General features: G+C 71.1%; 6 protein-coding genes. All 6 read right to left on the reverse strand.

What is annotated here, in order from left to right:
* Positions 1-1,059 (reverse strand): urocanate hydratase (gene hutU, locus VFZ20_RS30360; RefSeq protein ID WP_329687720.1); only part of this gene is annotated, 1,059 nt, incomplete at its 3' end.
* Positions 1,060-1,213: 154 nt separating this feature from the next.
* Positions 1,214-1,816 carry a Uma2 family endonuclease gene (locus VFZ20_RS30365; RefSeq protein WP_329687721.1) on the reverse strand — a complete coding sequence of 201 codons (603 nt, stop codon included), beginning with the start codon at positions 1,814-1,816 and terminating at the stop codon, positions 1,214-1,216.
* 12 nt (positions 1,817-1,828) lie between these two features.
* Complete coding sequence (locus VFZ20_RS30370; RefSeq protein ID WP_329687722.1) at positions 1,829-2,413, reverse strand: Uma2 family endonuclease; 585 nt, start codon at positions 2,411-2,413, stop codon at positions 1,829-1,831.
* Between the two features lie 48 nt (positions 2,414-2,461).
* Positions 2,462-3,985: a histidine ammonia-lyase gene (hutH, locus tag VFZ20_RS30375; RefSeq protein ID WP_329687723.1), complete on the reverse strand. Its 1,524-nt coding sequence runs from the start codon at positions 3,983-3,985 to the stop codon at positions 2,462-2,464.
* 104 nt (positions 3,986-4,089) lie between these two features.
* Positions 4,090-4,974: an NAD-dependent epimerase/dehydratase family protein gene (locus tag VFZ20_RS30380; RefSeq protein WP_329687724.1), complete on the reverse strand. Its 885-nt coding sequence runs from the start codon at positions 4,972-4,974 to the stop codon at positions 4,090-4,092.
* Between the two features lie 413 nt (positions 4,975-5,387).
* Positions 5,388-6,566 (reverse strand): hypothetical protein, encoded by a 1,179-nt coding sequence (locus tag VFZ20_RS30385; RefSeq protein WP_329687725.1) that lies wholly within the window; start codon positions 6,564-6,566, stop codon positions 5,388-5,390.
* Positions 6,567-6,769: the final 203 nt, after the last annotated feature.

Genomic DNA, 6,769 nt, shown 5'->3' on the forward strand with positions numbered 1-6,769 from the left:
CAGCGGCCGCACGTACGCCGGCACGAAGCCGGGAAAGGCGAACGCGTCCGCGTACCCCGCGTCCCGCGCCTGGCCGCGCAGGTTGTTGCCGTAGTCGAAGGTCACGGCGCCGCGGCGCTGCATCTCCACCATGGCCTCGCAGTGCACGCGCATGCTCTCCATGGACCGGCGCTGGTACTCCGCCGGGTCCGACTGCCGCAGGGCGTCCGCCTCCGCCAGCGACAGCCCGGCGGGGATGTACCCCACCAGGGCGTCGTGCGCGCTCGTCTGGTCCGTGAGCACGTCCGGCGTGATCCCGCGCCGCACCAGCTCCGGCAGCACCTCCGCGCAGTTCCCGACGAGGCCGACAGACAGCGCCTGCCCGGCGTTGCGCGCGTCCATCACCCAGCGCAGCGCCTCGTCCAGGTCGTGCGTCATCCGGTCGCAGTAGCGCGTCTGGATGCGCCGCTCGATGCGCCAGGGATTCACCTCCACGCACAGGACGGCGCCCTCGTTCATGGTAACGGCCAGCGGCTGCGCGCCCCCCATGCCGCCCATGCCGCCCGTGAGCGTCCACGTGCCGCGGAGCGATCCGCCGAACGTCTGCCGGGCCACGGCGCCGAACGTCTCGTAGGTGCCCTGCAGGATGCCCTGCGTGCCGATGTAGATCCACGAGCCGGCCGTCATCTGGCCGTACATGGTGAGCCCCTGCCGCTCCAGCTCGCGGAAGTTCTCCCACGTGGCCCAGCGCGGAACGAGGTTGCTGTTGGCGATGAGCACGCGCGGCGCGTGGCGGTGCGTGCGGAACACGCCCACGGGCTTGCCGCTCTGCACAAGCATGGTCTCGTCGTCGGCGAGGGTGCGCAGCGTGCGCACCATGGCGTCGAACGCCTCCCACGACCGCGCGGCGCGCCCGGTGCCGCCGTAGACCACGAGGTCCTCGGGGCGTTCGGCCACGTCGGGGTCCAGGTTGTTCATCAGCATCCGCAGCGCGGCTTCCTGCTGCCATCCGCGGCAGGAAAGGTCGGTTCCGCGCGGCGCGCGCACGGTGCGGGGCTCGGCGAGGGTAGCGGTGGTCATCGACACGTAAGCAGGGCGATCAGGATTGAAGCACGGGCTTCAGCGAGGGTCAGCAGCCATTTGCGTCGGCGGCTCCCGATGAGTGCTCTGACCCGTCGAGTCGCCGCGGCACGTCCATACTCGGTTCCAGCACGACGGACTTCCGGCACGCAGCTCAATCGGCGCGTCGAGGCCTGGAAGGGCGATGGTGTACGGGTCGCAGAAGGTGCGGAACGTCGATCCCCAGCTCCGGCCCGCCTGGAACGGGCTGATATCGGACCACGTCGTCCGCTACCTCCACCCGCCGCAGGTCACCGCCGCTGAGTCGGTATACCTCCACGTGCCTCGCATCCGTATCGACGATCCAGTACTCCGGGACCCCGTACGCCGCGTAGCGCTGGCGCTTGATGCCACGATCGCGGTACGCGGTCGAATCGGACAGGATCTCGATGATCAGGTCGGGCGCGGCCACGGCGCCGCGCTCCTGGATCACCTCTTCCTCCCGGTCGCGGCGCACGAAGATCAGGTCGGGCTCCACGTAGTCGCCCTCCCCAAAGATGACCGCGTACGGGGCAGCGAATGTGATTCCCGCGTCCTGCTCCTCCGCGAATCCCTCGAAGAGGTGGTTCAGGCGCCCGGAAACCTTCTGGTGGGTGCTATCCGGCGGTGGCGTCACGAACAGTTCTCCGGCAATGACCTCGTGGCGGTTGCCATCGTCGGGGAGACGGGCGAACTCGTCGTACGTCCACTCGCGGACCGCTGCCGATTGCGTTGTCATGATGCCGCTCCTCTACCTTTCCCGGGCCGGATCGAGATCCGCCAGCAGCTCCACCACGTTCAGCTCCAGCACGGGCCCGCCCGGCACCGGCGACCATGTGAGCCGGTCGGCGACGAGACGCGCGTGATCGGGGTCCTCCCGCAGCCGGTAGACCTCCACCCGGCGACGGTCGGTGTCCACGATCCAGTACTCCGCCACCCCGAACTGCGCGTACCGCTGGCGCTTGACGCCGCGGTCCTGCCGCGCCGTGGCGGGCGACAGGATCTCGACGACGAGGTCCGGCGGACCCTCGATGGCGCGCCGGGTCCGGTAGTGCTCGTGCTCCCTGCGCAGGAACACGATGTCCGGCTCCACGTAGTCGCCGTCGCCCAGGACCACGGCGACCGGCGCGTACAGCACCAGCCCCAGCCCATGCTTTCGGGTGGCGAAGTCGCGCATCTCCATGAAGAAGCGCGCGCTGGCTTCCTGGTGTGGAGTATCCGGCGGTGGCGTCACGAACAGTTCTCCGGCAATGACTTCGTAGCGGTTGCCATCGTCGGGGAGACGGGCGAAGTCGTCGTACGTCCAGTCGCGGACCGCCGCCGATTGCGTGGACATCGTCTCTCCCTCCGTGAGAAGTTGCCGGGCCTGCGTACGTGCGCCTGGCTAAAGATCAGCAAAAACGCCCTCGCGCACCAGCGCGGCGGCCGTCTCCAGGTCCGGCGACAGCACGCGGTCGCCCTCCAGCCTGGCCACGCGCGCCCGCAGCCGGTCGTACGCGGCCGCCACGCCGCGCCCCGGGCGCAACGGCTTGCGGAACTCCAGCGCCTGCGCCGCGCACAGCAATTCGATCCCCACCACCGTCTCGGCGTTGCGCAGCACGCGGCGGGCCTTGACGGCGCCGTGCGCGCCCATGGACACGTGGTCCTCCTTGCCCGCGCCCGTGGGGATGCTGTCCACGCTGGCGGGATGCGACAGCACCTTGTTCTCGCTCACGAGCGCGGCGGCCGTGATCTGCGCGATCATGAAGCCGCTGCACACGCCGGGCTCCGGCGTGAGGAACGCCGGCAGCCCCTCGGACATGTCGGGGTTCGTGAGCCGCTCCACGCGGCGCTCCGACATGGAGGCCAGGTCCGCCAGCGCCATGGCCAGCAGGTCCAGCACCTGCGCCACGGGCTGACCGTGAAAGTTGCCACCGGAGATCACCAGCCCGTCCGGCCCCTCGTCCGGAAAGATGAGCGGGTTGTCCGTGGCGCTGTTGCACTCCACCTCCAGCACCTGGCGCACGTACGCCAGCGCGTTGCGCGCGGCCCCGTGCACCTGCGGCATGCAGCGCAGGGCGTACGCGTCCTGCACGCGCGGGTCGTTCTCCCGGTGCGATTCGCGGATCTCGCTGTCCTCCAGCAGGTCGCGCAGGTGCGCCGCGCTGACTGCCTGTCCCGGGTGGGGACGGGCCCGCATGATGGCGGGATGGAAGGCGGCCGGCGTTCCCAGCAGCCCCTCCAGCGTCATGGCCCCCGCCACGTCCGCGGATTGCACCAGCCGCTCCGCACCGCGCAGCAGCAGCGCGCCGATGCCGGCCATGTACTGCGTGCCGTTGTTGAGCGCGAGCCCTTCCTTGGCCTGCAGCCGCAGCGGCTCCAGCCCCGCGCGGCGCAGCGCCTCGCCCCCCGTCATGGTCTCGCCGCCCACTTCCGCCATCCCCTCGCCCACGAGCACGAGGGCCAGGTGCGACAGGGGCGCCAGGTCGCCGGACGCGCCCACGGAGCCCTGCTCGGGGATCACGGGATGGATGCCGTGGTTCAGCAGGTCCAGCAGGCGCTGGACGACGACGGGGCGCACGCCGGAAAAGCCCTTGGCCAGCACGTTGGCGCGCAGCAGGGTGATGGCGCGCGTCTCCGCCCGGGAGAGCGGCGTGCCCACGCCGCACGCGTGGCTGCGGATGAGGTTGATCTGCAGCTCCTCCAGCCGCTCGCGGGAGATGGGCGTCTCCGCCAGCCGCCCAAACCCCGTCGTGACGCCGTAGACGTTGGCGCCACCGGCCAGCGCGCGCTCCACGACGGCGCGCGAGCGGGCGATGCGCTCCTCCGCGCCGTCCGCCAGGACCACGTGGGTGTCCAGGTCCGTGGCCACGCGCTCGATGTCTTCGAGCGTGAGGGTGTCGCCGTCGATTGTGATGCGGTGGGGCATGGGCGGAGTGCGGGGTGAAGGGAGCCGGAAACGGCGAAAAATAGGCGTGTCCGGCGGCCGGGACAACCGACCGCCGGGCATGGGCCACCGTGTGGACGGGCGTGTCAGGCGCTGGCGGATGACGTGTCGGATTCGCCCCGCAGCTCCTCCAGCACGGACGGGCGCGACGGCCGCCATCCCAGCGCCCGCGCCCGCTCCGCACCGATGCGCTGGTCCAGCGCGAGCGCGTCCGCGTAGGCGCCCAGCCGTGCCCGCGCGTCCTCCAGCGGCCACGCCTCTGCCCGCGCGCCCGTCGCGTCCGCCGCGGCCTGCGCCGCCGCGTGGACGGCGAGCGACGGGCCGGCCGCGTTCAGCACGGTGCCGGCGGGAGCCCCGAGGGCGAGCACGTACAGCTCCGCCAAGTCGTCTACGTGGACGAAGGGCCAGCGCTGCGACCCGTCACCCACGTACCGGACGACGCCCTTCTTTCGCCCGGCGGCGATCCACGTTCCCGGCGTGCCGCCGCCGCGCCCGTAGACCACGCCGGGGCGCAGGACGACGGTGCGGATGCCGCGCGCCGCCGCGTCCGTCACCGTCCGCTCCACCTCCGCGCGCCACGCCACGAGGGCCGCCGGGCGCAGCGGCGCGTCCTCGTCCGCCACGTCGTCGCCCGTCGCGCCCAGCACCCAGACGCCGCTCGTGTAGACGAACGGCTTTCCGCTCCCCGCGAGCGCGTCCAGCATCGTGTCCACGGCGGCCGTGTCCACCTCCGCCTGGTCCGCCCCGCCCGTCGCGCCCGCGTGGATGACGGCATCCGCCCCCCGCGCGCCCTCCGCCAGGCCGCCGGCGTCCGTCAACGCGCCGCGGAGGACCGCGCATCCGCCCGCCTCCAGCTTCGCCGCCGCGTCATCCGACCGCGCGAGGCCGGTGACGTCGTGCCCCGCCGCCCGCAGCGCCTGGACGACGGACGTCCCCACGTATCCCGTCGCGCCCGTCACGAACACCCGCATCGTCCCATCCCCTCGTCTGGAGTCATAGCAAAGCCGAAACAGCATTTCTCACACGGGGCCTTCGGCCAACGGGGATAACGGTAACGGATCGAAAAGAAAACCGTTGACTCCTTTGGCCGCAGGCCCCGTGTGCACTCCTTCCGTAACGCCATCCCACGCGTCCGTGCCGGCGGCGCGCCTCGATGATGCGCCCGCGAAGGTGATCCCGCGCCTCCAGCGTCAGCCGATCCGCATCCGCATCCGCCGAAGGGGATACGCGTCCCGCACCCATCCCGCAACCCGAGGACGCCGTTGCCGTTCTCTGCGTCCTCCGCGGCTCTGCGTGAGAAATGCCGTTGCCGTAAAAAATGGGCGGGAGCCGCCGAAGCAGCCCCCGCCCTCCAACCTTCGCCGTCGGAATCGGCCGATCGCGATCAGTTCGCGCGGCGGTCCAGGCGCGGCTGGTTGGGCACCAGCTGGTAGGCCCAGTCGAAGATCGCCAGGTCCCTGCCGTTCTGGTCCGAGCCCAGCATGGTCACCCGCACCACGCCGTAGTGCAGCTGGCCGTCGTCGCCCGTCACGCGGAAGACGTAGCTGTACTCCGGGTCCACCACGATGGGCGCCGTGCTGTAGCCCGTCGTGGGCGCCACGCGCGCCGCCGTGCAGCCGGCGTCGGCGCCGGGGCCGCAGGAGATGGCCGTCGTAAAGCCGAACTCCGTGACCTGCGTGCCGTTGAGCGGGACGATGCGGTAGCCGCCCACGCCGCTCTCCAGCCGGAAGTGCGCGCTGGCGCTGCTGCCGGACAGGATGGGGTTGTCGCCCTCGTCCTGCTGGAAGCGGAAGCCGCTGACGGCCGCCGAGTCGGCGAAGGCGTAGACCAGCTCGCCGGAGAAGTCGGGGCGCGGGATAGCCGTGACCTCGGCGCTCAGGGCGCTCACGTGGCCCATGGTGTCCACCGTGGCCACGCGGTAGGCGTACTCCGAGCCGTTCTCGGCGCGCTGGTCCAGGAAGCCGTTGCCGTCCGTCTGCCCCACCGCGTAGCTGAACGTCTCGCCGTCCAGGCGCGTGAGGTAGACCAGGAACTTGGACACGTTCTGCGCGTTGGCGGCCGGCGTGCCCCAGCGCAGGAACACGGAGTTGTCCAGCGCCACGGCGTCGGGCGTGACGGGCGCGGCGGGGCGGGCGGCGCTGGGCACGCGCACCACCTCGCTGAACTCCGACGTGGTCTCCTGGTCCGAGGCCTCGTCGTAGGTGGAGACGTAGAAGTCGTAGTCCGCGCCCGCCGAGATGTTGCGGTCGCGGTACACGCAGCCGGAGGTGGTGCACGACGTGACGGTGGCCATCAGCGTGTACCCGCTGGACGACGTGCGCTTGCCGTAGACGCGGAACACCTCGCCGTTCCAGCTGGTGGGCGGAAGCCAGGTGAGCTCCACGCTGGGATAGCCGACGGGCTCCGTGCCCTGGAAGCCCTCCAGCACCCACTCGTAGCGCGCGAAGAAGTCGCGCGGCTCGCCCGGCGGGTCACCCGGCTGGACGATGATGTCCGGGTTGTCGCTGCAGGCGGCCGCGAGCAGCAGGCCCGCGGCAAGCGACAGGATTCTGGTCTTCTTCATGGGAGGGGGTCTTTCAAAACGGGATGGTACAAAGGCACCAGCAGCTCCGGCATGGGACAGGGCAATGCCCGTTCCCGCCGCGCGCCGGACCGGCAGGAAATCCAAGTCATTGCACCGCAATCACTTGATGAAAAACGCCGCCGAACGGGCACTGTCCCCCTGTCACGCGCCGATGGCGGACACGTGTCGTCTGCAGGGGACAG

The organism is Longimicrobium sp. (assembly GCF_036280135.1).
GTDB lineage: Bacteria > Gemmatimonadota > Gemmatimonadetes > Longimicrobiales > Longimicrobiaceae > Longimicrobium.